The following is a 24,503-nucleotide window of genomic DNA, read 5'->3' on the forward strand; positions in this document are numbered from 1 at the left end:
ATGTCCGTATCTTCACCCGCCGCGGCTCGCCATCCGCGCCTGGCGGAACTCGCCCTGGCGCTGGGGGGCTTTGGCATCGGCACCAGCGAGTTCGTGATCATGGGCCTGATGGAGCGGGTCGCCACCAACCTCGAGGTGGCCACCGCCGACGTCGGCTACGCCATCTCCGCCTACGCCCTGGGCGTAGTGGTGGGCGCGCCGCTGATCTCGGCACTGGCCGCGCGCGTGCCTCGCCGCGCCCTGCTGATCATCCTGATGCTGGTGTTCGCCCTGGGCAACGTGGCCAGTGCCCTGACCACCACCTTCTGGCCCTTCGTCGCCCTGCGCTTCGTCGCCGGACTGCCCCACGGCGCCTTCTTTGGCGTGGCCGCGCTGGTCGCGGCGGCGGCGGTACCCGTGGATCAACGCGCTCGCGCCATCGGCCGGGTGATGCTGGGGCTGAGCGTCGCCATCGTGATTGGCGCCCCCCTGGCCACCTGGGCCGGCCAGTGGCTGGGGTGGCGCTTCGCCTTCCACGCCGTGGGCGGTGTGGCCCTGGCCACCATGCTGATGATTCGGCTGTTCGTTCCGGTCCAGCCCGGCGATCGTAACGCGAGTCCACGCCGCGAGCTCGGCGCCCTGGTCAGTCAGCGGGTCCTCGCTACCCTGGCCATCGCCGCCATCGGCTTCGGCGGGATGTTCGCGGTATTCAGCTACGTGGTGCCGACCCTGCGCGATCAGGCGGGCATGCCCGAAGCCCTGGGCCCCTGGGTGCTGGCCATCTTCGGCATTGGCGGCATCATCGGCAACCTGGTCGGTGCCAGGCTTGCCGACCGTCACCCCGTCGGCGCAATCCCCTGCATCCTGCTGTGGAGCCTGACGATACAGCTGGGGTTTTATATCGCCGCCAATCACCTGGTGACGGGGCTGCTGTTCGTTGGCCTGGTGGGGACCGGCATCGCCCTGGGGCCGGCGCTGCAGTCGCGGCTGATGGATGTGGCCGGTGAGGCACAGACCATGGCCGCCTCCATGAATCACGCCGCCTTCAACGGCGCCAACGCCCTCGGCGCCTGGCTGGGCGGCATCACCGTCAAGACCGGCGCCGCCTGGTCGGCCACCGGGCTGGTGGGTGCCGGCCTGGCCTTGGGCGGCCTGATGATCTTCGTCCTGGGGCGCCAGCTCGAGCGGCGGCGTCCCGCCCCCTCCGGCTAGCCGGATGCAGGCCTCACATGGGTATGCGATACTTCGCCCCCTTCCACTATCGGCCTCATCCCGGTCCCCGGACCACCCAACCCGGAGATGCGCATGTCGCAAGGTACGCTGTTCGTTGTTTCCGCTCCTTCCGGCGCTGGCAAGACCAGCCTGGTGCGCGAACTGGTCGAGAGTCTCGACGGCATCCAGGTGTCGATCTCACACACCACGCGGCCCCGTCGCGAAGGCGAGGTGGACGGGGTCAACTACCACTTCGTCGAGGTGACCGAGTTCGAGGCGATGATCGAGCGTGGCGAGTTCTTCGAATACGCCCGGGTGTTCGACAACTACTACGGCACCTCGCGGCCCGCGGTACAGGCGGCGCTGGCCGCCGGCCAGGACGTGATCCTGGAGATCGACTGGCAGGGCGCCCGCCAGGTCCGTCAACAGCTCCCCGAGGCGGTGTCGATATTTATCCTGCCTCCCTCACGGGAAGAGCTGGAGCGTCGACTCTCCGGACGGGGTACCGATGAACACGCGGTGATCGAACGGCGCATGCGTGACGCGGTGAGCGAGATGTCCCATCACGACGAGTATGACTACCTGGTGATCAATGACGACTTCACCACCGCCCTGGCCGAACTGCGCGCCCTGGTGGTGTCTCATCGCCTGACCCGCCAGCGCGCCGGCGCCACCCATGCCCCCCTGCTGCAGGCGCTTCTTGCCTGAAGGCCGCGTCTGTGGCGCTTGTCAGCGCTGCCGGGCGTCGAGTAACCTATTGGGTCTACCCATAGCGGACACCCGTCCACGCGCCCACCGCGTGTTTGATGTCGGGGGTCCCGTCAGCTCTTCAGGAAGGCACCCATGGCGCGAGTCACAGTCGAAGATTGTCTGGAAAACGTCGAAAACCGCTTCAAGCTGGTGATGATCTCCACCCACCGCGCTCGCCAGCTGGCCCGCGGCTCCCGCGACGCCCAGCTGCCGTGGGACAACGACAAGCCCACCGTCATGGCCCTGCGCGAGATCGCCGCCGGCCTGGTCGACTCCAGTGTGCTCGACGAGCCTATCGAGGCCTTGGTGCGTCCGCCCCAGCCACAGTACGGTAGCTTCACCGAGGAGTGATCCCCGACGGCGCCACGGCGCCGTCCTCCCCTTTCGGACACTCACCCAGGAGTCAGGCGCGCCGCATGTTCACCATCGATGACCTGGCCGATCGTCTCGGCGGCTATCTACCCCAGAGCGAGATCCAGCAGGTCAAGCGCGCCTTCTACTATGCCGAGCAGGCCCACGACGGCCAGCGTCGGCGCTCCGGCGAAGCCTACGTTACCCACCCTCTGGCGGTCGCCAACATCCTCGCCAACATGCATATGGACCATCAGAGCCTGATGGCGGCCATGCTGCATGATGTGATCGAGGATACCGGCGTCGACAAGGAGGCCCTCGCCCAGCAGTTCGGAGCCCCGGTTGCCGAGCTGGTGGATGGCGTCTCCAAGCTGACCCAGATCGCCTTCGAGGACAAGGCGGTGGCCCAGGCGGAGAACTTCCAGAAGATGGTGCTGGCGATGTCCCGGGATATCCGGGTGATCATCGTCAAGCTCGCCGACCGCCTGCACAACATGCGCACCCTCGGTGCCCTACGCCCCGAGAAGAAACGCCGCATCGCCCGCGAGACCCTGGAGATCTACGCCCGCATCGCCAGCCGGCTGGGCATCAACACCATCCGCGTGGAACTCGAGGATCTCTCCTTTCACGCCCTGCACCCGATGCGCGCCGAGCGTATCAAGCGCGCCGTCTCCAGCGCCCGGGGCCACCGCCGTTCGGCGATTCGTCAGATCCAGAACACCCTTCAGCAGAGCCTCGACGACGGGGGCCTGCCGAGCACGGTGGTCGGACGCCAGAAGCACCTGCTGTCGATCTATCGCAAGATGCGCGATCAGCGCAAGTCGTTCAACGAGATCATGGACGTCTTCGGCTTCCGCATTCTCGCCGAGGATGTCGACAGCTGCTACCGCATCCTCGGCGTGGTGCATAACCTCTACAAGCCGGTGCCCGGGCGTTTCAAGGACTATATCGCCATCCCCAAGGCCAACGGTTACCAGAGCCTGCATACCACCCTGTTCGGCGCCGGCGGCATGCCCATCGAGGTGCAGATCCGCACCCGCGAGATGGAGGCCATGGCCAACAACGGCGTCGCCGCCCACTGGCTCTACAAGGCGGGCCAGACCGATCACCCCATCGCCGAGGGAAGCCACGCCCGGGCCCGCGCCTGGGTCAAGGGGCTGCTCGAGATGCAGCGCCACGCCGGGGATTCGCTGGAGTTTATCGAGCACGTCAAGAACGACCTGTTCCCCGACGATATCTACGTGTTCACGCCCAAGGGCGATATCATGGAGCTCCCTCAGGGCGCCACGGTGATCGACTTCGCCTACAGCGTGCACACCGATATCGGCAACAGCACGATTGCCTGTCGCATCGATCGTCACCTGGCCCCGCTCTCGACCCGCCTGGAGAGCGGCCAGACCCTGGAGATCATCACGGCCCCCGGCGCGCGCCCCAACCTCAGCTGGCTCAACTTCGTGATCACCGCCAAGGCGCGTTCGGCGATCCGTCATGCCCTGAAGCACCAGCAGCACACCGAGGCGGTACAGCTCGGCCGCCGCCTGCTCAACAAGGCCCTAGGCGAGTTCGAGACCAGCCTGGAGGAGCTGCCCGAAGGCCTGCTGCCCGAGCTGCTCGCGGAGCTGAGCCTGAAGAACGAGGCTGCCCTGCTGGAGTCGATCGGTCTTGGCTCACGTGTGGCCCACGTCATCGCGCGGCGCCTGATGGACCTTCAGCATGGTGCGGCCACCGGCCAGGACAACGCCCCGGACACTCGCCGTCATGGTCCCATCCTGATCAGCGGCGCCGAGGGCATGATCATCAAGTTCGCTCGCTGCTGTCATCCGCTGCCCGGCGATCCGGTGGTGGGCCACATCTCGGTAGGCAAGGGCATCGTGGTGCACCGCGCCGAGTGCCGAAACCTGGCCGAGCTCGGGACCGATCCCGAGAAGCTCTTCCCCCTGGAGTGGGCGGAGACCATCGACGAGGACTTCCCGGTGGCACTGCGCCTCGAGGTGCAGAACCATCGCGGCCTGGTCGCCGAGCTGGCCGGGGTGGTCACCGATGCGGACGCCAACGTCGAGCGCATCGGCATCGAGGAGCGCGATGCCCGCCTGGCCACGCTCAACCTGACCCTGGCGGTGCGTGATCGCGTCCACCTGGCGCGCATCATCAAGCGACTACGCAACCTCTCACACGTCGAGCGCATCAGCCGCATCGGCAACTGAGCCCTCCCCGACCGGCCCGTCAGCGCCCCATGGGGCGAGCGGGCCGTTATTGATCGACGAAAATCAACCACACGATGGAGTACACCATGAGCAACAAGGCCGTGATCAACACCGAGAAAGCTCCCGCCGCCATCGGCCCCTACTCGCAGGCCATCAAGGCCGGCAACACCGTCTACCTCTCCGGCCAGATTCCCCTCGATCCGGCCACCATGGAGCTGGTCTCCGATGACTTCGAGGCCCAGGCCCGCCAGGTCTTCACCAATCTGCGCGCCGTCTGCGAGGAGGCCGCCGGCTCCCTGCAGGACATCGTCAAGCTCAACCTCTATCTGGTCGACCTGGGGCAGTTTGCGGTCGTCAACGCCATGATGGAGGAGTTCTTCGAGAAGCCCTACCCGGCGCGTGCCGCCATCGGCGTCAAGGCGCTGCCCAAGGGCGCGCAGTTCGAGGCCGAGGGTGTGATGATCATCGGCGACTGATAAGCACCCGAATAATTGATTCGGGCACTTATATGAGATTATTTCTGGCTCTCGAACCGCCCGACGATCTGCGCGAGCGGCTCGCTACGCTGGCCGACCTGGCCCAGGCCCGCTGCGGCGGTCGGCGGGTGCCGGACGCGAGCCTGCATCTGACGCTGGCATTCCTCGGCGAGGTCGACGAGGCCCGTCTTCCGGCACTTGTCGAGTGGGTGAGTGGCCAGGCACCGACGGGGGGCGTCTGGCGGCTGGATCGCTGGGGCAGCTTCCGGCGGCCGGGCATCGTATGGGTCGGGGGCAGGACGCCCGACCCGGCGCTCGATGCGCTGCAGGCGAGCCTGTGGGATGACCTGGAGCCACTCGACCTGAGCGGGCGACCAACGCACTTCGTGCCCCACATTACCCTGCTGCGACGAGCCGAGCGGATGGCCATCGAGCCCCTCGAGGCGCAGGCCCCGGTCGCGCTCGACTGGCGGTGGCAACGCCTGACGCTGCTGCGCTCCTACACCGAGCAGGATGGGGCCCGCTACGAGGCCCTGGCCCACTCGGCCTGAGAGAGCCGGAAGGGCTGCCCGCCCTCAGGCCTTCTCGGGCAGGAAGCCTCCCTCCCTGAGCACCTGGGCATAGCCCTCGCGGAAGCTGGGATACTGGAACGTATAGCCACTCTCCAGTAGCCGGGTGTTGCTGCAGCGCTTGCTGGCACGGCGACGCAGCGGAGACTGGATGGTCTCGGTGGCCTCCACCTTGAGCTGTTTCGCCAGCCAGGCCATGACGTCGTGCAGCGGCGCCGGCTCACTGTCGGTCGCCAGATAGAGCTCATCGACGGTCTCACCGGCGAGTACCCGACCGATCAGGTGAGCCAGCACGCCGGCACAGTCATCGCGATGAATACGATTGGTATACATGGCGGGGCTCGCCGGGGCGATGCGGCCTTCGCTGACCTGACGAATCAGACGGTCGCGGCCAGGCCCGTAGATCCCCGAGAAACGCACCACCGTGCCGGGCAGGTCGTGCTCGAGGAGTGCCCGCTCGGCCTCGCACATCAGCTGGCCGGAGAAACCGGTGGGCTCCGTGGGGCTGGTTTCATCCACGCTCTCGCCATCGCGCTGGGCATAGACGCTGGTGGAGGAGATGAAGAAGACGTGGCGCGGCGCCTTCTCGCGTGCGCCGAATTCCGCCAGGGCGGCCCGCAGCCCCTCGGGGTAGGCGGCACGATAGGCGGCCTCCTCGAAGCGGTCGGCGCTGGCTACATAGACCAGGATATCCGCGTCCGGCAGGCCAGCCAGGCTGGCGGGATCGGCGAGGTCGGCGGTAGCCGCCTCCAGGCCCGCCTCCTTGAGCGACTCGACACGGCGGCGTACGCCAATCACGGGCTGGCCTTGCGCCTGCAGGCGCTGGCCCAGTGCCGTGCCGATGTCCCCGCAGCCCAGAATCAATGTCGTTGTCTTCACCTTTGCCTCGCCCCCTGATAGAAAGGTCCTATTGGAAATCCACAAGGATGCCCGCTAGGCAACCCTCATGACTCTAACAGAACTCCGCTATATCGTGACACTGGCCCAGGAGCGCCACTTTGGTCGTGCCGCCGAGCGCTGCTTCGTCTCCCAACCGACCCTGTCGGTGGCGGTGAAGAAGCTCGAAGAGGAGCTCGGCGTCCCGCTCTTCGAGCGCTCCAAGTCAACGGTGCAGGTCACACCGCTCGGCGAGAAGATCGTCGAGCAGGCCCAGCGGGTGCTGGAACAGACCAGCGTGATCAAGGAGCTCGCCACCGCAGGCCGTGACCAGCTGGCAAGCCCGCTGCGCATCGGCGCCATCTACACCATCGGCCCCTACCTCCTTCCTCATCTGGTGCCCGAGCTTGCACGCAGCGCACCCCAGATGCCGCTCTATATCGAGGAGGGCTTCACCGGCAGCCTGCGCCGCAAGCTGCGCAGCGGCGAGCTGGACGCCATCATCGTGGCGCTGCCCTTCACCGAGACCGATGTACTGACCAAGGCACTCTATGAAGAGGAGTTCGAGGTGCTGGTCCCGGCGGACCACGCCTGGGCCAGCCGCGACAGCGTGCACAAGGAGGAGCTGCTCAATGAGCGCCTGTTGCTGCTCGGCGAGGGTCACTGCTTCCGAGACCAGATTCTCGAGGCCTGCCCGGCCATCAGCCAGAAGCTCGCAAGCCCCAGCAATACGCTGACCGCCGAAGGGGGCTCGCTGGAAACCATCCGCCATATGGTCGCCTCCAAGCTCGGCATCACGGTGCTGCCCCACTCGGCCATTGGTACCGTCCACTACGAGAGCGGCCTGCTCGAGAGCGTACCGTTCGCGGCCCCCGCCCCGGGGCGGACCGTCGCCATCGCCTGGCGCGCCAGCTTCCCCCGGCCCAGGGCGATCGACGCCATCACCGAGGCCGTCGCTCGCTGCCGCCAGGCCGACACCGTCAAGACATGAGCGCCGAGAACACGCCCCTCGACGCCCCGGTCACCTCGCTCAAGGGGGTCGGCGAGGCGCTCTCCCTGAAGCTGTCCCGGCTGCGCATCGACAGCGTGGCCGACCTGCTCTTCCACCTGCCGCTGCGCTATCAGGACCGCACCCGCATTACCCCCATCGGCACCCTGCGCGCCGGCCATGAAGCGGTGGTCGAGGGCGAGGTGATTGCCGCCGAGGTCGTGCGGGGCCGGCGCCGCAGCCTGCTGGTGCGACTGCGCGACGGCAGCGGCCTGCTCAGCCTGCGCTTCTTCCACTTCTCACCGGCGCAGCAGCAGCAGTTTCAGCCCGGTAGCCGAGTGCGCGGCTTCGGTGAGGCGCGTACCGGTGCCACCGGGCTCGAGCTCTACCACCCTGAGTATCGCCTGCTCAAGACCGATGCGCCGCCGGTAGAGGACCACCTCACCCCGATCTACCCCACGACCGAGGGGTTGCACCAGACCCGCCTGCGCGCCTTGATCGAGCAGGCCCTGGAGCGGCTCGATGACGCTCCCGAGGCGCTGCCCGACTGGATCACCGCGGACCTGCGAAGCCGCTTCCGGCTGCCCGGACTGCATCGCTGTCTTCATGTGCTGCACCAGCCACCGCCGGAGATCGACCCCGAACAGCTGGCCGGGGGGCACCACCCGGCGACGCGTCGGTTGGCACTGGAGGAGCTGCTCGCACACCGCCTCAGCCTGCAGACGGTGCGCCTGCGCATTCAGGAGGATGGTGCGCCCCCCCTGCCCTCGGGCCGTGGGCTGCAGGCCCGCTTCCTGACCCAGCTGCCCTTTTCGCTGACCGCCGCCCAGCGCCGCGTGCTCGACGAGATCGGCGCCGACCTGGCCCGGGAGCTGCCCATGCTGCGGCTGGTGCAGGGCGATGTGGGTTCCGGCAAGACCGTGGTGGCCGCCATGGCGGCCCTGGCCGCCATCGCCGGGGGGTGCCAGGCGGCGATGATGGCCCCCACCGAGATCCTGGCCGAGCAGCACTATCGCGCCTTCCGGGCCTGGTTTACCCCGCTGGGCATCGACGTCGCCTGGTTGGCCGGCAAGCTCAAGGGCAAGGCACGCCTCGACACCAAGGCGGCGATTCAGGATGGCCGCGCCCAGATGGTGGTGGGCACCCATGCGCTGTTCCAGGGCGATGTGCACTTTCAGCGCCTGGGCCTGGCGATCGTCGACGAGCAGCACCGTTTCGGGGTCCATCAGCGCCTGGCGCTGCGTGAGAAGGGTGAGGCCGGCGGCCTTACCCCGCATCAGCTGGTCATGACCGCCACGCCTATCCCACGCACCCTGGCGATGAGTGCCTACGCCGACCTGGATGTCTCGGTGATCGACGAGCTGCCCCCGGGCCGCACCCCGGTCAGGACCGTGGCGATGCCCGATGAGCGACGTCCCGAGGTCGTCGAGCGCATCCGCCATGCCTGCGCCGAGGGGCGTCAGGCCTACTGGGTCTGCACCCTGATCGAGGAGTCGGAGGTGCTGGAGTGCCAGGCCGCCGAGGCGACCCGGGACGAGCTGGTGGAGGCGCTGCCGGAACTCGCCATCGGCCTGGTACACGGCCGCATGAAGGCCGCCGAGAAGGCCACGGTGATGGAAGCCTTCAAGGCCGGGGAGCTGGATCTGCTGGTCGCCACCACGGTGATCGAGGTGGGGGTCGATGTACCCAACGCCAGCCTGATGATCATCGAGAACCCCGAGCGCCTGGGCCTCTCCCAGCTGCACCAGCTGCGTGGCCGGGTCGGCCGCGGTGCCACCCGGAGCTTCTGCGTGCTGCTCTACCATCCGCCGCTGTCGGCCCACTCCAGAGAGCGCCTGGCGGTAATGCGCGAGACCAGCGACGGCTTTCGCATCGCCGAGAAGGATCTGGAGCTGCGCGGTCCCGGCGAGGTGCTGGGCACCCGCCAGACGGGGCTGGCCCAGATGAAGATCGCCGACCTGGAGCGCGACGCCGACCTGCTCGACCGGGTCGCGCCGCTCGCCGAGGCGCTGATGGCCAGCCACCCCGAGGCCAGCCAGCCGCTGATCCGGCGCTGGCTGGGTGAGGAGGCTGGACGCTACGGCCAGGTGTGACGCCGTAAGCTGGAAGCTGGAAGCTGGAAGCTGGAAGCTGGAAGCTGGAAGCTGGAAAACAGCATAGCCGCTTGGGGACAGGCCCCGGCGGAGGAAACACCGTAAGCACGGTGCACCAAGACTAGCCGAGACGGCTTGGCCGGGGCCTGTCCCCTGAGGATCATGCTCCAGTAACTCAGGGGTCAAGGGGTTTCTTCGAGCTTCTGACTTCCAGGCGCGAAGCGCCGCTCTTCAAGTTCCTGTGCGGCTTCTCGCAGCGGCACCAGCTGTCGAGCGATCAGCATCAGCTGCGCCCCCAGCAGCGAGTCCGACTCTCCCTCGGCTACCTCGAGCGCCTCCCCCGGGGGGATCGGCTCGCGCCGCTCCAGCGCCAGGGCCAGATCATCCAGCTCGGCGATAATCGCCTCGGCCAGGGCACTCTCCGCCGGGGTGACTCCCTGGCTCTCGCCGCGATGGGCACCCAGGGCGGACAGATAGTTGAGCAGGGTATGGGCATGCAGCTGGAAAGGCACTCCCCGCTCGGCATCGCGTCGAAAGGGGCCCGGCTCCTGCTGCATATTGGCCAGCATGGCGGCGAGCTCCGCATCGGCGTTATGCGCATTGCGGCGCGCCAGTCGATAGGTCAGGTCGTCACGCTTGCCCTCGGCGTACTGCGCCACCAGTGCCGCCAGGTAGTCCCGTTCCGAGGCCACGGCGGCGGCGGCCTGGCGATGCAGTCGCCTGCCCTGCCAGTCGGGCAGTATGGTCAGCACCGCCAACCCGGCAATTCCCGCGCCCAGCAGGGTATCCACCAGACGGGGCCAGATCAGCCCGAAACCGTCGCCCACCTGATTGAAACAGCTCAGCACCATCAGGGTGATGGCCGCCGTGGCCAGGGTGTAGTGACGCCCGCGCAGGGCAAAGAAGGCGACCCCGGCGACCACCGCGATTCCCGCCTGGAGCGCCGGCGCCGGGAACAGGGTGATCAGCGCCCAGCCCGCCACCAGCCCCAGCACAGTTCCCAGGATGCGCTGCCACAGGAAGCGCCGGGTGGCCCCGAAGCTGGGGCGACAGACAAACAGGCTGGTCAGCAGTATCCAGTAGCCCTGGGTGGGATGGATCAGATGCAGCAGGCCGAAGCCGGCCACCAGGGTGGTAGCGAGCCGTACGGCGTGACGAAAGACCGGTGAGCCTGGGGTCAGCTGCGCCTGCAGGCGTTCGACGACCTCCCCCAGTCCCTGGGGGGTGCGGTCGTGGAGCACCCTGTCACCGCGCTCCCCGAACTCCGGGTGACGGGCCCTGGCCAGGGCTTGTGCCAGGGTCGCCAGGTTATCGGCCACGGCCTCCAGGGCGGGCAGCAGCGCCTTGCGCTCGTCGGTCAGCTCTCCGCGCAGATGTACCAGGGAGGCGTCGAGATCGACCAGCGCCTGCTCGCTCGGTGCCAGATCGAAGCTGCGCTTGAGCAGCAGCCCCCGGGCCAGGGTGCGGCACGCCTCGCCCTGTCGGGAGAGTACCCGCTGCATCCGAAACAGCACGTCATGATGAAAGAATGCCTCGGCCAGCTCGGCATAGGGGGAGTGGGAGGAGCTGGCCCGCTCATGGATCTCCTGGGCGATCATGTAGAGCCCCAGATAACGGGCCAGGCGCAGCGATTCGCGCTGCCCCTCCAGGCGGCGGAAGAGGCGCTCCTTGGCGTCGTTGAGGGCCTCCACCACAACGCCATTCTGATGCGCCAGGGCCAGGCGCCGGCTCTCCACATCCAGTTCGCGCAAGGGCTCGAACAGCGCCGCCTTGAGGCCGAGGTAGCGGGCCAGCTCACGGTAGACCCGTGCCAGGGCAAGCTGCAGCGGCTGACGCGAGAAGAGCGCACACCAGACGACCGAGATCACTCCATACCAGGCGGCACCGGCCACCAGCAATGACGGTTCGCGCCACAGTTCATCCAGCACCGGGCTGCCGCGCTGCTCGAGGCTGATCAGGGTGTAGATGGCCAGGATCAGGGTGGCGTTGGCGATGGTGGCGTAGCGCTGGCCGACGGCGCCGAACATGGTCATGCCGAAGGCGGCCACACCCAGGCTCACGACGAGGAGCCAGGGATGGACGAAGAGCAGCTCCATCGCCAGCGAGGCCAGCGCGAAGCAGACCAGGGTGACCAGCAGGGCGGCCAGCCGCCCGGGCCAGTCGTCATCGGTCTCGGCCAGGGCGCAGGCGATGGCCCCCAGGAACAGCGGAATCAGGCTGGCCATATCGCCGCGCCACCAGCACAGCAGGGTGATGCCACCCAGGGCAATAAACACCCGCAGGCTGTAGGCGGCGGCCTCGAGGGTCCAGAAGCGCCGCAGGACCAGTGACGGAGACATGGTGAGGCGTGTCAGAGGTGGCGCAGCAACTTCTGCAGGCGCTGCAGGTCGTTGGCATCGCCCACCAGGCGCACACGGCCCTCCATCATGCCGTCGAGGAAGACCCGCTGGCTCGGCTTGCGCAGCACCTCGAGCGCGGTCGTCGCATCCTCGAAGCGCAGCTCCAGGTCGAGATCCACCGGCAGGCCGCGGCCATGCTCGATGCCACGAGGCGACATGCGGTAGTGGCGGGCGATGGAGAGATCCTCGGTGGCCACCCCCCAGTCGAGATGGCCCATCTCGTCGAGGAGCTCGCGGAAGCGTGCCTTGCGACGCAAGGCGCGCTTGAGTAGCCAACCCAGCACCCAGAGCATCAGTTTCAGCTTCATGTCATCACCACCGGATCCCTGGAGAATAGGGGGAAAGACGCCTGGCACCGGAAAGGGGCCAGGCGTTCGGGGGCACTTTCCCGGAGTGACGTTCCCGGGGTTGCTTTCCCCGGAGTTACTTGGCCACGGCGTCCTTGAGGCCCTTGCCCGGCTTGAAGGCCACGGTCTTGCTGGCCGGAATGTTCATCGGCTGACCGGTCTGGGGGTTCTTGCCGGTGCGCGCGGCACGCTCGCGCACGGCAAAGGTACCGAAGCCGATCAGGGTGACATCCTGCCCCTGGGAGACACTCCCGGTGATCTCGTCGAGAATGACATTGAGCACCTGGCTCGCCTTGTCCTTGGACAGATCGGCACGCTCGGCAATCGCCGCCGCGAGTTCTGGCTTACGCATACAACCCTCCTGGTATTGACACTGGGTCCCGACACCTTCGTCGGGAGATAGCTGTCATGGCAGACGACGCTCGCCGTTCACTCGGTTGTCTCACCGGGCGACGGGCGAGCGACGTCGAAAGAGATACTAACGATCTACTACAACATAGGGCGACCCTGGGACCGCCATCGCCGACCTAGCCTAGCAACGCCGGCGCAGCCCGCGCCAGTTCGACTTTCCGACGCACACAGCTTCCTGTCAACGCAAATCCGATCAAACGGCTGTCCTCGGCCTCGGCCAGGGCGGTCAGATCCCCCGCCTCGCCCTCGATGCGCCAGCGCGCCGGGGGATGGGCGGGCGGCAGCGATACTACCGGCAGCAACGGCGTCTTGACCAGCACCGGCCAGGGGCCATAACGCACCGGCGTCGGCGTGCCGGCAAGAGTATGCGCCAGGGCCCTGGCGCCGGCCTGCAGCGGCTGCACATACATGGCATTGACGCCGTCGACGCAGGCCACATCGCCCAGGGCATGCACCCCCGGCGCCGAGGTGGCCATCAGGCGATCGGTATGAATCCCCGCGGCGCTGACCTCGACCCCCGCCCTTTCGGCCAGTGACGTGCGAGGCCGCAGCCCCGTCGCCAGCAGCACCAGATCGGCCACCACCGATCCACCACCGTCGAGCTCGACGACGGCCTCGCTGCCCTCGGCAGCCAGCCCGGCGACACCGCTCCCCATGCACAGGGCCATGCCCGCCGCGTGGAACGCCTCCCCCAGCGCCCGGCCCAGCGGCTCGGGGAGCAGCCGCGGCAGCGGTGCCGTTTCCGGTGCGACCAGGGTCACCCGGTGGCCGCCCGCCAGCAGGTCGTTGGCGAACTCGCAGCCCACCAGGCCGGCACCGATGATCGCCACTCGGGCGGAGCGGCCCAGGGCGCCTATTGCGGCGTGGAAGGCCCGATAATCATCCAGGTCGTTGATCGCCATCACCCGACCGGCCAGGGACGCCGGAATATCGAAGGGCATGGTGGGCGCCGCTCCGGTCGCCAGCACCAGCTCGCCGTAGGTCAGCCGCTCCTCCCCGATATGCAGGATGCGGGAGTCGGTATCGATGGCGTCGACGCGAGTCTGGGTGCGCACCACTGCATTCAGCGATTCTGCCACCGCCAGGGCATCACGGGCCGCCAGCCGCTCGGGTGGCAGCCCCTTGGTGAAGCCGGTTGAGAGCAGCGGCTTGGAGTAGTCGTCACCGCTGTCGGCGGTGATCAGGGTCACCGACCGCTCCTTGTCCAGGGCACGCAGCTGGCGCAGCAGGCCAAGGCCCGCCATGCCGCTGCCGAGAATGGTCAGGGGGGCACTCATGGGTCTCCTCGTCGAGGATGGGTGGTGGTTGCGCATGGTACACTACCCGCCCCCATGGATGGACAGAGAGTCCGCGGTGTCCGATTCCCGATCCCACGCCCAGCATGGCCCCGCGCGCTGGTTACCCCTGGCCGCCGTCCGCCCCACCATGAGCCCGGCCTGGCGCCAGTGGGTAGGCTCGCGGGACTCCTTGACCCTGCGCCTCACCGAGGCGGGGCGCCCGCGTCCCTTCCGGGTCCACCTGATCGACCAGCGCACCGGTGCGCTGCGGCGCGACGAGGCCCAGGCGCTGGACCTCCCCCCGGGCCGCCAGGCCTGGCGGCGCGAGGTCGCGCTATGCCTGGGCGAGACGCCCTGGGTGGTGGCACGCTCGGTGGCCCCGCTCGAGGGCCTGCCCGCCCACGAGCTGGCGCATCTCGGCGAGCGCTCCCTGGGCAGCTGGCTGTTCCGTCAGCCCGACCTCGAGCGCGGCGAGATCGAGGTCACCCGTGACCCGGCAGGCTTCCAAGAGACCCGCGGGCCCTGGGGACGCCGTTCGGTATTTCACCACGGTGGCTTCCGCGTGCTGGTGCAGGAGTGGTTCCTCGACGCCATGGCGGATGACCTCGGCCTGCCTTCGCGCTAGGCTTTGGTGTTCCCACCCGCCACGAGGTAGAGATGGACCGCTCTTTGATGCGCCCCACGGGCCTGGCCCGACTCCCCGACTTCCTGCGCCTGACACGCCTCGACCGTCCCATCGGCACCTGGCTGCTGATGTGGCCTACCCTGTGGGCGCTGTGGACCGCCGCCGAGGGGCTGCCCAGCCGTCGCCTGCTGCTGATCTTCATCGCCGGCGTCTATCTGATGCGTGCCGCCGGCTGCGTGATCAATGACTACGCCGACCGCCATGTGGACGGCTACGTCAAGCGCACCCTCGACCGCCCCCTGGCCACCGGGCGCATCGGCGAGGGCGAGGCCCAGGCGCTGTTTCTGATGCTGGTGGCGGGCGCCTTCGTGCTGGTGCTGTTCACCAACCTGTTCACGGTGCTGCTCTCCATCGGTGGGGTGATACTGGCCTTCATCTACCCCTTCATGAAGCGCTACACCCATCTGCCGCAGCTGTTTCTGGGAGCGGCATTCTCCTGGGCGATCCCCATGGCGTACGGTGCGGTGCTCGGCCATGTGCCCTTCGAGGCGTGGCTGCTGTTCGCGGCCAATGTGGTGTGGACCATCGCCTACGACACCCAGTACGCCATGGTCGATCGCGACGACGACCTGAAGGTCGGCATCAAGTCCACCGCGGTGCTGTTCGGCAGCGCCGACCGCTTCATGATCGGCCTGCTGCAGATCGTGACGCTGCTGCTGCTGGCCTGGGCCGGCACACGACTCGCCCTGGGCGGCTTCTTCTGGCTGGGGCTGGTGGCCATGGCGGCCACCTTCGTCTGGCAGCACTGGCTGATCCGCGAGCGCGAGCGGGAGCCCTGCTTCCGGGCCTTTCTCAACAACTACTGGTCGGGTCTGCTGGTGTTCGCGGGCATCGCCCTGAGCCTGTGGCCAGGCATCCAGTAGCCGTGCCTCCGGTGCGGGCCGGCCTGTCATGTCAGTGTCATAATGTCGTGATCTACTCGACATCGACCCGTCATTGACCCGAGGCTTCAGGATGACCGCCAAGACCGTACTGATCGTCGATGATGAAGCGCCCATCCGCGAGATGATCGCCATGGCGCTGGAGATGGCCGACTATCGCGTGCTCGAGGCGGACAACGCCCAGACCGCCCATGCCATGGTGGTCGACCACCAGCCCGACCTCCTGCTGCTCGACTGGATGATGCCCGGCACCAGCGGCATCGAGCTGGCGCGGCGCCTCAAGCGCAACGAGACCACCGCCGAACTGCCGATCATCATGCTCACCGCCAAGGGCGAGGAGGACAACAAGATCCAGGGGCTCGAGGCCGGCGCCGATGACTATATCACCAAGCCCTTCTCGCCCCGGGAGCTGGTGGCACGCCTCAAGGCCGTGCTGCGCCGGGCAACGCCCCATGGTGTCGAGGAGGCGGTGGAGGTGGATGGCCTGCGGCTCGATCCGGTCAGCCATCGGGTCAGCGCCGACGGGCAGGAGCTGGGGGTGGGCCCTACCGAGTACCGCCTGCTGCAGTTCTTCATGACCCACCAGGAGCGCGCCTACACTCGCAGCCAGCTGCTCGATCAGGTGTGGGGCGGCAACGTCTACGTGGAGGAGCGCACCGTCGACGTGCATATCCGCCGCCTGCGCAAGGCGCTGGGCGAGCGCCATCAGCACCTGGTACAGACGGTGCGTGGCACCGGCTACCGGTTCTCCACCAAGGGCTGACGTGAGGCACTGGAGGCATGAGCTATGGCGCCTGCTTCTGCTCGCCGGCCTCGGTCTGGCGGTCGGCTGGCCGCTGGGCGCGCCGGGGGCCGGCCTGGCCCTGGGGCTCGCGCTGAGCCTTGTCTACCATCTCTATCAACTGCACCGCCTTCACCACTGGCTGACCCATGACAGCCAGGCCGAGCCGCCCTCGGCCGCCGGGCTATGGGGTGAGCTGATGGATCGCCTCTACCGCTACCAGAAGGTCCAGCGTATCGCCCAGGAGCGACTGCGCAGCACCCTGGGGCGGATTCAGGAGTCCTCCGAGGCCATGCGCGACAGCGTGGTCATGCTCGACCGACACGGCGACATGGAGTGGTGGAACAGCGCGGCGGCTCGGCTGCTGGGGCTGGAAGCGCCCCATGATCGCGGCCACCATATCACCAACCTGCTGCGCGACCCGCGCTTCGTCGAGTACTTCCATGCACGCGACTACCGCGACTCCCTGACCCTGCCCTCCCCCATCGACGAGCGGACCATCCTGGAGTTTCAGATCACCCTCTATGGCGACGACGAGCGGCTGCTGATGGCCCGCGATATCACCCGCCTGCATCGCCTCGAGGAGATGCGCCGGGACTTCGTGGCCAATGTCTCCCATGAGCTGCGCACCCCTCTCACCGTGCTGGCCGGCTACCTGGAGACCTACGCCAGCTTCGCCGACCAGCTGCCCCCACGGTTCGCCAGGGGACTCGGCCAGATGCAGGAGCAGACCACCCGCATGCAGAACCTGGTCCAGGACCTGCTGCTGCTGTCGCGGCTGGAGATCGACCGCAGCGGCAGCGACCATGCCCCGCTGGACATGGTCAGATTGCTGGAGGGCGTAAAGCGGGATGCCATGGCGCTATCCGGCGGTCGCCATCACATCCGGGTGGAGCTCAAGGAGCCTCGCGCCCTGGTGGGCAGTGAACAGGAGGTTCGCAGCGCCCTCTCCAACCTGGCCTTCAACGCCGTGCGCTACACCGCCGAAGGCAGTCATATCACCCTGAGCTGGCGCCCCGGGCCCGACCATGGCGCCTACCTGGAGGTGGTCGACGACGGCGAAGGCATCGACCCGGTGCATGTTCCGCGCCTTACCGAGCGCTTCTACCGGGTCGACAAGGGGCGCAGCACGGCGACCGGCGGTACCGGCCTCGGCCTGGCCATCGTCAAGCACGTGCTGCTACGCCACGACGCCCGCCTGGAGATCGACTCACGGCCGCGCCAGGGCACCACCTTTCGCTGTCTCTTCCCCGCTACCCGACTGGAAGGGGAGACCCGCGCGACCTGACGCCGCCTCAACGACGGGTTGGCAGGTCGGCGGGCAGGTCACGATAGTGGCCGTCCCACATCAGCACCGCGGCGGCCACCGCCCCGGGCAGCAGGAAGAGGTTGGCCAGCGGGATCCAGGTGATCAGGGTCACCCCGCCCCCATAGGTCATGGTCGGCCACCAGCGCATCCTGAGGCGGCGTCGCATCTCGGCGAAGCTGACCTTGTTGTTGTCCATGGGGTAGTCGAGATAGGTGATCGCCATCATCCACGCCGAGAACAGCGCCCAGAGCAGCGGGGCCACCAGATTGACCACGGGAATCCAGCTGAGCACGAACAGGGCCGCCATGCGCGGCAGGATATAGACCAGCTTGACCAGCTCGCGGCCCAGGGCATCCAGTGCGGTTCTCGTCAGTCCCCGGTCATCCAGCGGCTGCCGCCCGGTGGCCTCGATCTCCACCCTTTCGGCCAGAAAGCCGTAGAAGGGCGCGGCGACAAGGTGCGTCACCAGGGTAAAGGTGAAGAACACCACCAGCACCAGGCTGACCACGAACAGCGGCCAGATCAGCCACTCCAGCCAGGCGAGCCAGCCCGGTACCAGGCTCATCCAGTGGTCCAGCCAGCTGCCGAAGTTGGCCAGCACGAACCACAGCATGGCGACGTAGACCAGCAGGTTCACGGCGATGGGGGCAAACACATAGCGGCGCAGGCCGGCGCCGTAGACCAGGCGGGTACCACGGGCCAGGGCCGTGAAGGCATCAAGCATTTCAGCGTCTCTTGCAGCGATCGAGATCAAGGGGCTGCGTTATTGACGACGAAACACCGGCGATGGTCAACCCCTGCGGGCAATGGCCTCGGCATCCAGGTCATCGGGCGCGGTATGGCGGATATCCATGCCGTTGACCAGATAGACCACATATTCGGCGAGGTTGTTGGCATGGTCGCCGATGCGCTCCAGGGCACGCAGGATCCACATCAGGCTGAGCACCGGCGAGATCGAGCGCGCATCCTCCATCATGAAGGTCATCAGCGAGCGCATGGCGCTCTGGTACTCGCTGTCGACCTGCTCATCCTCGTGGACCAGCTTGAGCGCCAGCTCGGTATCGAGCCTGGCGAAGGAGGTCAGCGCATCGCGCACCATGCGCCGCACATGTTCGCTGATCATGCGTACCTCCACGAAGCCGCGGCTGCCGTTATCGCCCTCGATCAACTCACAGGAGTTGCGGGCGATCTTGCTCGCCTCGTCACCGATGCGCTCCAGATCGGAGGCGGCGCGGATCACCGCCAGCACCAGACGCAGGTCGGACGCGGTAGGCTGTCGTCGCGCCAGGACCTGGGTGCACTCCGCATCGATCCTGATCTGCATGTCGTTGACCGTGCGATCATTTTCGACCACCTGACGGCCCAGTGCGGAATCCCCCTCGAGCAGGGCCGCCACGGCATCCTGGACCTGTTTCTCGACCAGGCCCCCCATCGCCATCAGCTGGGTCTTGAGCTCCTCGAGCTCCTGATTGAACTGACGGGAAATGTGCTGGCTGTGGATATCGCTGCTGATGTCCATGGGACTCTCCTTGGGGCCGGACCCTTCAGGTCATGCGCCCGGTGATGTAGTTCTCGGTGCGCGCGAGGCGCGGATGGGTGAACAGCGTCTGGGTGGGGCCGTACTCCACCAGCTCGCCCTGCTCGAGGAAGGCGGTGAAATCGGAGACCCGTGCCGCCTGCTGCATGTTGTGGGTGACCAGCACCAGGCTGAGGCGCGACTTCAGGTTGCCGATCAGCTCCTCGATCTTCAGCGTCGAGATGGGATCCAGGGCAGAGGCCGGTTCGTCGAGCAGCAGCACCTCGGGCTGAACCGCCAGGGTCCGGGCGATCACCAGGCGCTGCTGCTGGCCCCCCGAAAGTGCCCAGGCAGAGGCCCGAAGGCGATCCTTCACCTCCTCCCAGAGTGCCGCGGAGCGCAGCGCCCACTCGACGCTATCGTCCATCTGGCGCCTGCGCATCCCCCCCTGCAGGCGCAGACCGAAAGCCACGTTGTCATAGATCGACATGGGGAAGGGATTGGGCGCCTGGAAGACCATGCCCACCCGGCGCCGCAACTCCGCCACCTCCACCTCGGGGGCGTGAATATCCTGCCCTTCGAGGCGAATCTCGCCGCACCGCACCACCTCCTCGTTGAGATCGTGGAGTCGGTTGAGGGCGCGCAGCAGGGTCGACTTGCCGCACCCGGATGGGCCGATAAAGGCCGTCACCCGGTGGCGTGGCACGCGCAGGGTGAGATCGCGCAGCGCCGGCTTGTCGCCATACGCAAGGCTCACCCCGGTGATCTCCAGGCAGCTTTCGGAGGCGGCGAAGTCGATGATCGGCCCTCTCGCGGCGGATGACGACGTGAAAACGGACACCAGACAGATTCTCCTCGAGGCCACCGCTAGACGCGCGACGGCACCTCATGACGCAGCCTCAGATGATGGCGCAGAAATATTGCAGTCAGGTTAAGCATCAGGATCACCAGCACCAGCAACAGTGCCGTGGCGAAGGCCAGCGGCATGGCGGCCTGGACATCATCGCCATGGAGGGCGGTGTCGTAGATATGGTAGCCAAGATGCATGAACTTGCGTTCAAGATGCAGGTAGGGGAAGTCGCCGTCCACCGGCACCCGGGAGGCCAGCTTGGCGACCCCCACCAGCATCAGGGGCGCCACCTCGCCGGCGGCCCTGGCCACGGCCAGGATCATGCCGGTCAGCATGGCGGGCAGCGTCATCGGCAGCACCACCCGGGTCAGCATCTCCATGCGGGTGGCGCCCAGCGCCAGGGCTCCCTCCCGCTGATGGTCGGGCACCCGAGCCAGCCCCTCCTCGGTGGCCACGATCACCACCGGCAGGGTCAGCAGGGCCAGGGTCAGGGAGGCCCACAGCAGGCCGCCGGTGCCGAAGGTAGGGGATGGCAGTCGTTCGCTGAAGAACCACTCGTCCAGGCTCCCGCCGATGCCATGGACGAACACTCCCAGCCCGAACACCCCGAAGACGATGGAGGGAACCCCGGCCAGGTTACGCACACCGATGCGCACGATGCGAGTCAGCGCTCCCTGATGGGCCACCTCATTGAGATAGATGGCGGCCAGCACACCGAAGGGGGTCACCACCAGCGACATCAGCAGCACCATCAACATGGTACCGAAGATCGCCGGCCACACCCCTCCGGCGCTGTTGGCGGCGCGTGGCCCCTCGGAGAGGAAGCGCCACACGCCTTCTGCCCAGGCAACCACTCTGTCGGGCAGCGTCATGGCGTTGGGCCGCCAGGCACGTAGTACCTCCTCCAGGGGCTGCTCGACACGCCGCCCGTCGGCGCTCTCCACTATCAGGGTAGCGCCGCCCATGGCCGCCTGAAGCTCACGGATACGCCCATTGGCCGCGACCAGCGCCGCGCGAGCCTCGTCGCTGTCGACGGTCTCGAGGCGACGAACCAGAGGCATCACCACCTCGTCGCGCAGGCGGTTGCGTTCGTCGCGCAGCCTCTCCAGCGCCTTCAGTCGCGCCTCCAGGGCGGGCCAGGCAGCCTCGCCGACATGGCTCTCTTCCTCCCCTTCGAGCGCTACCAACCGACCGACAAGATCGCCCCAGCGGCTGCGCTCCATCATCACCAGCTCGGCTGGGTAGTCGATCCTGGCGATCTCCCCCAGCTCGACCCAGCGCCAGCGGTCACCCTCCAGATCCCGGTTGGCGGTGAAGTAGAGGCGCTCACGCCGGGTGTCGCCGGGGATCGTCTCCTCACGCACCGCGATGCCGGCGAAGGGCGAGCCGGCGTGAGGCGTCACCACGGCCACCTCGGCGGGCCAGAAATGGCCCAGCCCACGCGTGGCCAGCAGCAACAGCAGAGCCAGCAACAGCAGCAGCGACAGCGCCACACTGCCGGCGGCCAGCCAGGGCCAGGGGCCTTCACCGTAGCGTCGCCACGACCCTCTCATGCTCCTCCCTCCCGGCGTCGATAGCGGCGCCGCAGGCGAGTACGCATCACTTCGGCCAGGGTATTGACCAGAAAGGTGAAGAGAAACAACACCAGCGCCGCCAGGAACAGCAACCGATAGTGGGTACCGCCGACGGCGGCCTCAGGCAGCTCGATGGCAATGGTCGCCGACAGCGAGCGCAGCCCCTCCAGGGGACTCAGGGTCATCAGGGCGGTATTGCCGCTGGCCATCAACACGATCATGGTTTCACCCACCGCCCGGCCGGCGCCGATCATCACCGCGCTCAGGATGCCCGGTGAGGCCGCGGGCAGCACCACCCGCCAGAGCGTCTGCCAGCGGGTGGCACCCAGTGCCTGGGCACCCTCGGCGAGGCTATCGGGCACCCCGTTCAGGGCATCCTCGGCCAGCGCATAGATGCCGGGGATCACGGCAAAGCCCATGGCCACACCGACGATCATGGCATTGCGCGCCGCATAGTCGAGGCCCAGGGTGGCGGCGAGCCAGCCACGCAGATCTCCCCCCACCAGCGCCGCCTCGAGCCAGGGCGCCAGACACAGGGTGATGGCCCCCACCATCAGCAGCCAGGGCATCAGCCACACTCCCGCCCAGCCAAGGGGCAGCTGCCTCCCCAGTGGCGCCGGCAACAGCCCCCTCGCTCCTCCTGCCAGCAGCACCCCAAGAGGCAAGGTGATCACCAGCAGCAAGGTGGCGATTAAATGCCGCTCTACCCAGGGCGCCAGCAGCAGGCCGGCAACGAAACCGACCACCACCCCGGGCATGGCCTCCATCAGCTCCAGGGTAGGCTTCAACCGGGCCCGCAGGCGACGCGGCATGTAGAGCGCCGAATGCACCGCGGCGCCCAGCGCCAGGGGAACCGCGAACAGCAGCGCCCACAGCGCGGCCTTGAGCGTGCCCCAGGCAAGCGGCAGCATGCCGTAATGCGCCGGACTGGCCTCCCCCAGGGGCTCGGGCCGCCAGCGATGCCGGGGCTCGACGGCCCCCTCCACCGGCTGAGGGCGCCACAGTGCATCGGTATCAATAGCATCCGCCCCCAGAAAGAGCGGTATCACCTCCAGCGCCAGAAACACCCCGATGGCCAGTACCGATACCAGCACCCCGATGCCCCCCGCGGTGATCAGCAGGGTCGCCAGGCGGTCGCGAAGGCGACGACGACGCAGGTGCAGCGAGGGAGGCGGGCGAGAGTCGATCATGGCCACTCATCAGGCGCGGAGGATAGAAACAGGAACACCACTTTACGACAGAACGATGACAGTCGCGTGACAGCGCTACTCGGCCATCGGCAGCGAGGCCAGCCAGTCGCGCTGCTGCATCAGCCGCTCCTCGGTCAGGGTGACGAAGCCCAGCTCCTCGACCACCGCCTGGCCCTGCGGGGAGAGCACCAGCTCGAGGAAGGCATGCTCCGGCCCCGTCAGCGCACTGCCGGGGGGCAGGTTCACATAGAGATAGAGGTAACGCCACAGGGGGTAGTCGCCGCGGCGCACGGCCCGAGGCGTGGGTGAGACGGCCCGGCCCTGGGCGTCATGGAGCTGAAGCGCCCTGACGCCGGCGGTCAGGTGATTGAGACCCACGAAGCCGATGGACGATGGCTCGGCGGCCACCGCCGCCGCCACCGCCGCCGAGCCGGGGTGCTCGTTGAGACGCACCCGGAAACCGCCACCACACAGGGCCCGCCTGCGAAACAGATCATGGGTCCCCGAGGCGACGTTGCGTCCATGCAGCACGATACGGTCCTCCGGCAGCATGCCCCCCAGCTGGGACCAGCGTTCGACCCCGTGGTCGGCGCCGCAGCGACGCGACTCCGAAAAGATGGCATCCAGCTCCCGACGGCCGAGGCTCTCCAGCGGATTATGGCGATGCACGATGACCACCAGGGCATCGCGGGCCACCTTCAGTTCCACGGGAGGATAGCCGTGGCGGGCGATGAAGGCCTCGCGTTCGTGATCATTCATGGGTCGCGACATCGCGCCCAGGCGCGCGGTGCCAGCGGTCAGCGCGGCCGGGGCGCTGGCCGAGCCTCTGGCCTGAAGCTGCAGGCGCACCCCCGGATGGCGCTCGGCCAGCCGCTCCCCCCAGCGCAGCATGGGGCCCGCCAGGGTGTCCGATCCCACCGCACTCAGCGGTCCGATGACATCATCCGCCGGCACCCGTACCGCCAGCAGAAGCAGCAACACGCCAAGCAGCGGTGCCATCCGGCGTAACCCTCTGCGCTCATCGACTCTGGCCATGTGGCCTCCCCTCGCCCTGGCGTCCTCTTCCCATGCTACCCCACGGCCGACTGCGGAGCCGCGCCCGCGGCCTATCGACTGATAGTTTGGGCAACGGCTTCTCGCTATCCTCCACCCTGCCACACGTCACACGGGGCTGGAGAGCGAGCGAGCCCGGGTTTACCATGGGTCCGGTCTCGCCCCCAATAACAAGCCAGGATGATGACACCTTCATGACAGAACTCGATGACAGCCCGCGCCCACGGGGAGAGCTGACTCTCAAGCTGCTGGCCAGTCGCCAGGACACCAACCTCCACGGCGATATCGCCGGGGGCTGGCTGGTTGCACATATGGATCAGGCCGCCGAGCTGGCGGCCGACCGGGAGGCCAATGGTCGCACCGCCACCGTGGCGATCGAGTCGATGGACTTCCTGTGTCCGGTGCGGGTCGGCTCCACGGTCAATATCTTCACCCGCCTGGTCGAGATCGGCCATAGCTCCATCCGCATCGACGTCGAGGTGTGGATCCGCCAACCCCATGAACGCAATCCCAACGAGCTCCACAAGGTGACCGAGGCTCGCTTCGTGATGGTGGCCATGGATGACAATGGGCGCATCCGTGCGGTGCGTCGCGAGACCTGACTGCTTCCACCAATGCAGAGCGGGGGCGCCACTCGGCGCCCCCGCTCTGGTTTTCAAACACCCCCGGCCGATAGCCGCCATTTCATGCCGGTTCAGTGGCATACGCCGGGGGCCGTGGCCTATCGGTCCT

Annotated in this window: 24 protein-coding genes; 13 read left to right on the forward strand and 11 right to left on the reverse strand. The window is 67.6% G+C overall.

From position 1 onward, the window contains the following. The 6 genes from IOC61_RS09745 to thpR all read left to right on the forward strand — a co-directional run bounded on the left by IOC61_RS09745 (position 1) and on the right by thpR (position 5,523). On the forward strand, positions 1 to 1,191 hold the full coding sequence (locus IOC61_RS09745) for an MFS transporter (protein WP_195688629.1): 1,191 nt from the start codon (positions 1 to 3) through the stop codon (positions 1,189 to 1,191). Positions 1,192 to 1,284: 93 nt separating this feature from the next. Then, complete coding sequence (gene gmk, locus IOC61_RS09750; protein WP_195688630.1) at positions 1,285 to 1,899, forward strand: guanylate kinase; 615 nt, start codon at positions 1,285 to 1,287, stop codon at positions 1,897 to 1,899. 135 nt (positions 1,900 to 2,034) lie between these two features. Then, complete coding sequence (gene rpoZ / locus IOC61_RS09755) at positions 2,035 to 2,292, forward strand: DNA-directed RNA polymerase subunit omega (protein WP_132044707.1); 258 nt, start codon at positions 2,035 to 2,037, stop codon at positions 2,290 to 2,292. 65 nt (positions 2,293 to 2,357) lie between these two features. Continuing rightward, positions 2,358 to 4,496 carry a RelA/SpoT family protein gene (locus tag IOC61_RS09760; protein ID WP_195688631.1) on the forward strand — a complete coding sequence of 713 codons (2,139 nt, stop codon included), beginning with the start codon at positions 2,358 to 2,360 and terminating at the stop codon, positions 4,494 to 4,496. A gap of 86 nt (positions 4,497 to 4,582) precedes the next feature. Then, complete coding sequence (locus tag IOC61_RS09765; RefSeq protein ID WP_195688632.1) at positions 4,583 to 4,972, forward strand: RidA family protein; 390 nt, start codon at positions 4,583 to 4,585, stop codon at positions 4,970 to 4,972. Between the two features lie 32 nt (positions 4,973 to 5,004). Continuing rightward, positions 5,005 to 5,523: an RNA 2',3'-cyclic phosphodiesterase gene (thpR, locus tag IOC61_RS09770; protein ID WP_195688633.1), complete on the forward strand. Its 519-nt coding sequence runs from the start codon at positions 5,005 to 5,007 to the stop codon at positions 5,521 to 5,523. A gap of 24 nt (positions 5,524 to 5,547) precedes the next feature. Here thpR and IOC61_RS09775 read toward each other — a convergent pair whose 3' ends face one another. Then, positions 5,548 to 6,420: an SDR family oxidoreductase gene (locus IOC61_RS09775; protein WP_195688634.1), complete on the reverse strand. Its 873-nt coding sequence runs from the start codon at positions 6,418 to 6,420 to the stop codon at positions 5,548 to 5,550. Positions 6,421 to 6,487: 67 nt separating this feature from the next. On the opposite strand from IOC61_RS09775, the gene IOC61_RS09780 reads away from it, so the two are divergent. Beyond that, positions 6,488 to 7,408: a hydrogen peroxide-inducible genes activator gene (locus tag IOC61_RS09780; protein WP_195688635.1), complete on the forward strand. Its 921-nt coding sequence runs from the start codon at positions 6,488 to 6,490 to the stop codon at positions 7,406 to 7,408. Continuing rightward, positions 7,405 to 9,498: an ATP-dependent DNA helicase RecG gene (gene recG / locus IOC61_RS09785; protein WP_195688636.1), complete on the forward strand. Its 2,094-nt coding sequence runs from the start codon at positions 7,405 to 7,407 to the stop codon at positions 9,496 to 9,498. Before IOC61_RS09780 ends, recG begins: the two co-directional genes overlap by 4 nt. Before the next feature lie 182 nt (positions 9,499 to 9,680). Here recG and yccS read toward each other — a convergent pair whose 3' ends face one another. The 4 genes from yccS to IOC61_RS09805 form a co-directional block, all read right to left on the reverse strand. Further along, the gene (gene yccS, locus IOC61_RS09790; RefSeq protein WP_195688637.1) at positions 9,681 to 11,837 is read right to left on the reverse strand and encodes a YccS family putative transporter; all 2,157 of its coding nucleotides are present in this window, start codon (positions 11,835 to 11,837) and stop codon (positions 9,681 to 9,683) included. Positions 11,838 to 11,848: 11 nt separating this feature from the next. Further along, complete coding sequence (locus IOC61_RS09795; RefSeq protein WP_195688638.1) at positions 11,849 to 12,205, reverse strand: hypothetical protein; 357 nt, start codon at positions 12,203 to 12,205, stop codon at positions 11,849 to 11,851. Between the two features lie 115 nt (positions 12,206 to 12,320). Then, positions 12,321 to 12,596, reverse strand: a complete 276-nt coding sequence (locus tag IOC61_RS09800; RefSeq protein ID WP_195688639.1) for an HU family DNA-binding protein — start codon at positions 12,594 to 12,596, stop codon at positions 12,321 to 12,323. Positions 12,597 to 12,771: 175 nt separating this feature from the next. Further along, a complete protein-coding gene (locus IOC61_RS09805; protein ID WP_195688640.1) occupies positions 12,772 to 13,932 on the reverse strand; it encodes an FAD-dependent oxidoreductase in 1,161 nt (386 codons plus the stop codon). 58 nt (positions 13,933 to 13,990) lie between these two features. Between IOC61_RS09805 and IOC61_RS09810 the strand changes: the two genes are divergently transcribed. From IOC61_RS09810 to phoR, 4 genes are all read left to right on the forward strand, one after another. Next, positions 13,991 to 14,557, forward strand: a complete 567-nt coding sequence (locus IOC61_RS09810) for a chorismate--pyruvate lyase family protein (protein ID WP_409229404.1) — start codon at positions 13,991 to 13,993, stop codon at positions 14,555 to 14,557. Positions 14,558 to 14,589: 32 nt separating this feature from the next. After that, complete coding sequence (gene ubiA / locus IOC61_RS09815) at positions 14,590 to 15,480, forward strand: 4-hydroxybenzoate octaprenyltransferase (RefSeq protein WP_195688641.1); 891 nt, start codon at positions 14,590 to 14,592, stop codon at positions 15,478 to 15,480. 91 nt (positions 15,481 to 15,571) lie between these two features. After that, positions 15,572 to 16,261 carry a phosphate regulon transcriptional regulator PhoB gene (gene phoB, locus IOC61_RS09820; protein WP_195688642.1) on the forward strand — a complete coding sequence of 230 codons (690 nt, stop codon included), beginning with the start codon at positions 15,572 to 15,574 and terminating at the stop codon, positions 16,259 to 16,261. A 1-nt stretch (position 16,262) separates the two neighbouring features. After that, positions 16,263 to 17,567 (forward strand): phosphate regulon sensor histidine kinase PhoR, encoded by a 1,305-nt coding sequence (gene phoR, locus IOC61_RS09825; protein ID WP_195688643.1) that lies wholly within the window; start codon positions 16,263 to 16,265, stop codon positions 17,565 to 17,567. Positions 17,568 to 17,574: 7 nt separating this feature from the next. Here phoR and cysZ read toward each other — a convergent pair whose 3' ends face one another. The 6 genes from cysZ to IOC61_RS09855 form a co-directional block, all read right to left on the reverse strand. Then, positions 17,575 to 18,312, reverse strand: coding sequence for a sulfate transporter CysZ (gene cysZ, locus IOC61_RS09830; RefSeq protein ID WP_195688644.1), 738 nt, complete (start codon positions 18,310 to 18,312; stop codon positions 17,575 to 17,577). 66 nt (positions 18,313 to 18,378) lie between these two features. After that, a complete protein-coding gene (gene phoU / locus IOC61_RS09835) occupies positions 18,379 to 19,107 on the reverse strand; it encodes a phosphate signaling complex protein PhoU (RefSeq protein WP_195688645.1) in 729 nt (242 codons plus the stop codon). 25 nt (positions 19,108 to 19,132) lie between these two features. After that, complete coding sequence (gene pstB / locus IOC61_RS09840; RefSeq protein ID WP_409229402.1) at positions 19,133 to 19,906, reverse strand: phosphate ABC transporter ATP-binding protein PstB; 774 nt, start codon at positions 19,904 to 19,906, stop codon at positions 19,133 to 19,135. Positions 19,907 to 19,971: 65 nt separating this feature from the next. Further along, a complete protein-coding gene (pstA, locus tag IOC61_RS09845; protein ID WP_195688646.1) occupies positions 19,972 to 21,507 on the reverse strand; it encodes a phosphate ABC transporter permease PstA in 1,536 nt (511 codons plus the stop codon). After that, positions 21,504 to 22,718, reverse strand: coding sequence for an ABC transporter permease subunit (locus IOC61_RS09850; protein WP_195688647.1), 1,215 nt, complete (start codon positions 22,716 to 22,718; stop codon positions 21,504 to 21,506). Before IOC61_RS09850 ends, pstA begins: the two co-directional genes overlap by 4 nt. Before the next feature lie 75 nt (positions 22,719 to 22,793). After that, entirely contained in the window at positions 22,794 to 23,753 is a 960-nt protein-coding gene (locus IOC61_RS09855; protein ID WP_229333014.1) for a PstS family phosphate ABC transporter substrate-binding protein, read from the reverse strand. 212 nt (positions 23,754 to 23,965) lie between these two features. Here IOC61_RS09855 and IOC61_RS09860 point away from each other — a divergent pair, with 212 nt between their 5' ends. Next, complete coding sequence (locus IOC61_RS09860; protein WP_195688648.1) at positions 23,966 to 24,373, forward strand: acyl-CoA thioesterase; 408 nt, start codon at positions 23,966 to 23,968, stop codon at positions 24,371 to 24,373. The last annotated feature ends 130 nt before the right edge of the window (positions 24,374 to 24,503 follow it).

Origin of the sequence: Halomonas sp. KAO, assembly GCF_015595025.1 — a bacterium.
Taxonomy (GTDB): Bacteria; Pseudomonadota; Gammaproteobacteria; order Pseudomonadales; family Halomonadaceae; genus Halomonas.

Coding starts and splice junctions, on each gene's coding strand:
- IOC61_RS09745 (WP_195688629.1), top strand. CDS start 1: ATGTCCGTATCTTCACCCGCCGCGGCTCGCCATCCGCGCCTGGCGGAA.
- gmk (WP_195688630.1), top strand. CDS start 1,285: ATGTCGCAAGGTACGCTGTTCGTTGTTTCCGCTCCTTCCGGCGCTGGC.
- rpoZ (WP_132044707.1), top strand. CDS start 2,035: ATGGCGCGAGTCACAGTCGAAGATTGTCTGGAAAACGTCGAAAACCGC.
- IOC61_RS09760 (WP_195688631.1), top strand. CDS start 2,358: ATGTTCACCATCGATGACCTGGCCGATCGTCTCGGCGGCTATCTACCC.
- IOC61_RS09765 (WP_195688632.1), top strand. CDS start 4,583: ATGAGCAACAAGGCCGTGATCAACACCGAGAAAGCTCCCGCCGCCATC.
- thpR (WP_195688633.1), top strand. CDS start 5,005: ATGAGATTATTTCTGGCTCTCGAACCGCCCGACGATCTGCGCGAGCGG.
- IOC61_RS09780 (WP_195688635.1), top strand. CDS start 6,488: ATGACTCTAACAGAACTCCGCTATATCGTGACACTGGCCCAGGAGCGC.
- recG (WP_195688636.1), top strand. CDS start 7,405: ATGAGCGCCGAGAACACGCCCCTCGACGCCCCGGTCACCTCGCTCAAG.
- yccS (WP_195688637.1), bottom strand. CDS start 11,837: ATGTCTCCGTCACTGGTCCTGCGGCGCTTCTGGACCCTCGAGGCCGCC.
- IOC61_RS09795 (WP_195688638.1), bottom strand. CDS start 12,205: ATGAAGCTGAAACTGATGCTCTGGGTGCTGGGTTGGCTACTCAAGCGC.
- IOC61_RS09800 (WP_195688639.1), bottom strand. CDS start 12,596: ATGCGTAAGCCAGAACTCGCGGCGGCGATTGCCGAGCGTGCCGATCTG.
- IOC61_RS09805 (WP_195688640.1), bottom strand. CDS start 13,932: ATGAGTGCCCCCCTGACCATTCTCGGCAGCGGCATGGCGGGCCTTGGC.
- IOC61_RS09810 (WP_409229404.1), top strand. CDS start 13,991: ATGGACAGAGAGTCCGCGGTGTCCGATTCCCGATCCCACGCCCAGCAT.
- ubiA (WP_195688641.1), top strand. CDS start 14,590: ATGGACCGCTCTTTGATGCGCCCCACGGGCCTGGCCCGACTCCCCGAC.
- phoB (WP_195688642.1), top strand. CDS start 15,572: ATGACCGCCAAGACCGTACTGATCGTCGATGATGAAGCGCCCATCCGC.
- cysZ (WP_195688644.1), bottom strand. CDS start 18,312: ATGCTTGATGCCTTCACGGCCCTGGCCCGTGGTACCCGCCTGGTCTAC.
- phoU (WP_195688645.1), bottom strand. CDS start 19,107: ATGGACATCAGCAGCGATATCCACAGCCAGCACATTTCCCGTCAGTTC.
- pstA (WP_195688646.1), bottom strand. CDS start 21,507: ATGAGAGGGTCGTGGCGACGCTACGGTGAAGGCCCCTGGCCCTGGCTG.
- IOC61_RS09850 (WP_195688647.1), bottom strand. CDS start 22,718: ATGATCGACTCTCGCCCGCCTCCCTCGCTGCACCTGCGTCGTCGTCGC.
- IOC61_RS09855 (WP_229333014.1), bottom strand. CDS start 23,753: ATGGCCAGAGTCGATGAGCGCAGAGGGTTACGCCGGATGGCACCGCTG.
- IOC61_RS09860 (WP_195688648.1), top strand. CDS start 23,966: ATGACAGAACTCGATGACAGCCCGCGCCCACGGGGAGAGCTGACTCTC.